The organism is Anaerostipes faecis (genome assembly GCF_910574135.1).
Taxonomy (GTDB): domain Bacteria; phylum Bacillota; class Clostridia; order Lachnospirales; family Lachnospiraceae; genus Anaerostipes; species Anaerostipes hominis.
The window spans coordinates 1-1680 of sequence record NZ_CAJSYK010000053.1 but is presented as its reverse complement, the minus strand read 5'-3'; the positions used below and the strand labels follow the sequence as shown (position 1 = coordinate 1680).

Annotated in this window: 1 protein-coding gene; it reads left to right on the top strand. The window is 42.1% G+C overall.

The features are described 5' to 3' along the window. Positions 1-210: 210 nt before the first annotated feature. On the top strand, positions 211-1545 hold the full coding sequence (locus QGT46_RS16750) for an MATE family efflux transporter (RefSeq protein ID WP_301591664.1): 1335 nt from the start codon (positions 211-213) through the stop codon (positions 1543-1545). The last annotated feature ends 135 nt before the right edge of the window (positions 1546-1680 follow it).

Genomic DNA, 1680 nt, shown 5'->3' with positions numbered 1-1680 from the left:
ATTTGTTGACTATTATTTGATACAAAAGCCATGCGAATCACCTCGATATTTGATATTTATATTTTACCAAATGTTCGGATGGATTGATATATCGTGTTAAATTTTCAAGGTACAAATTTATATCAAAGGTCAATGACCTTTTGACACCCTAATCACCATAGGAAAGTCCTGCGGAGATGTACACAAATGCATAAGGAAGGTATATACCATATGAAAGAGATCTCATGTTTTAAAGTTTTTTTGAAGTATTCTTCGCTCAATGTACTGGGTATGTTAGGGTTGTCCTTTTATATCCTGGCAGATACCTTTTTTGTCTCCAGGGCATTAGGCGCTGATGGACTGACCTCCTTAAACCTTGCAATTCCGGTTTACAGCTTTATAAACGGCAGCGGATTAATGCTCGGAATCGGAGGAGGAACAAAATATTCAATTCTAAGAAGCCAGAAAAATAAAGTCAAAGCGAATCAGGTATTTACAAATGCTGTGGTTTTGACCGGAATCATCGCAGGTATCTTCTTCCTGCTTGGTATTTTCTGCTCCGGCCCTATGGTCAGTATGTTGGGAGCCAACGAATCTGTGTTCAAAATGACAAAAACTTATTTACAGGTTATTCTGTTGTTTGCCCCAATGTTTATGACAAATAATCTTTTGCTGTGTTTCATAAGAAATGATGGAAATCCCCAGTTATCCATGACAGCCATGATCTGCGGCAGTCTGTCTAATGTTATTTTGGATTATATATTTATATTTCCGCTCGGAATGGGATTGTTCGGGGCAGCGTTTGCCACCGGACTGGCACCGGTAATCAGCATTTTGATTCTGTCCCCTTATCTGATAAATAAAAGAAATCAGTTTCATTTAAAGAAATGCAGACTTTCGGCAAACCTGCTGCTTGATATTTTTTCAAGCGGACTTCCGTCTTTGATCACAGAAGTTTCTTCCGGTATCGTGATCATTGTATTTAATGTGATCCTGCTGCACATTGCGGGGAACATCGGCGTTGCGGCCTATGGTGTCATCGCGAATCTGTCACTGGTCGTCATGGCAGTCTATACAGGCATCGCACAGGGGATACAGCCTGTCTTAAGCAGCAATTACGGTGCCGGAAACCATAAAAATGTTACTGCGATTTTACGTTACGCTGTCACCGCGGTTATTGTAATCTCCGCCTGCGTTTATCTGTGTATGTTTTTCGGTGCGGAACCCATTACCGGAATCTTTAACAGCAATCACAATAAGACACTTCAGGATATCGCAGCCGCAGGACTGAAAATATACTTTACAGCCTCTGTATTTGCTGGTTTCAATATTGTGGCTGCCGTTTACTTCACTTCAACGGAATACCCCCGGCCGGCACACATGATATCGATCCTCCGGGGATTTGTCATTATCATTCCTATGGCTTTTATATTGTCTGCCCTGGGAGGCATTACAGGAGTCTGGGCAGCCTTTCCCATGACCGAACTGCTTGTCAGTCTGATTGGAATGATCCTGCTTTTTAGGTTTATTACAAAAACACAGAAGCAATCGAGTAGGGGAGATTAAATCTCCCCTCTCACACCACCGTACATGCCGTTCGGCATACGGCGGTTCAACATAACTTCAAAGCATGACGTTCCATGTAATAATCGTAGCAACTCACAAGCCCTGCCTGTTTCAGCTTTTCTTTTGAGATTGCCC

Excerpts from the sequence above, each read along its gene's own strand:
- QGT46_RS16750 (WP_301591664.1), top strand. The coding sequence starts at position 211 with ATGAAAGAGATCTCATGTTTTAAAGTTTTTTTGAAGTATTCTTCGCTC.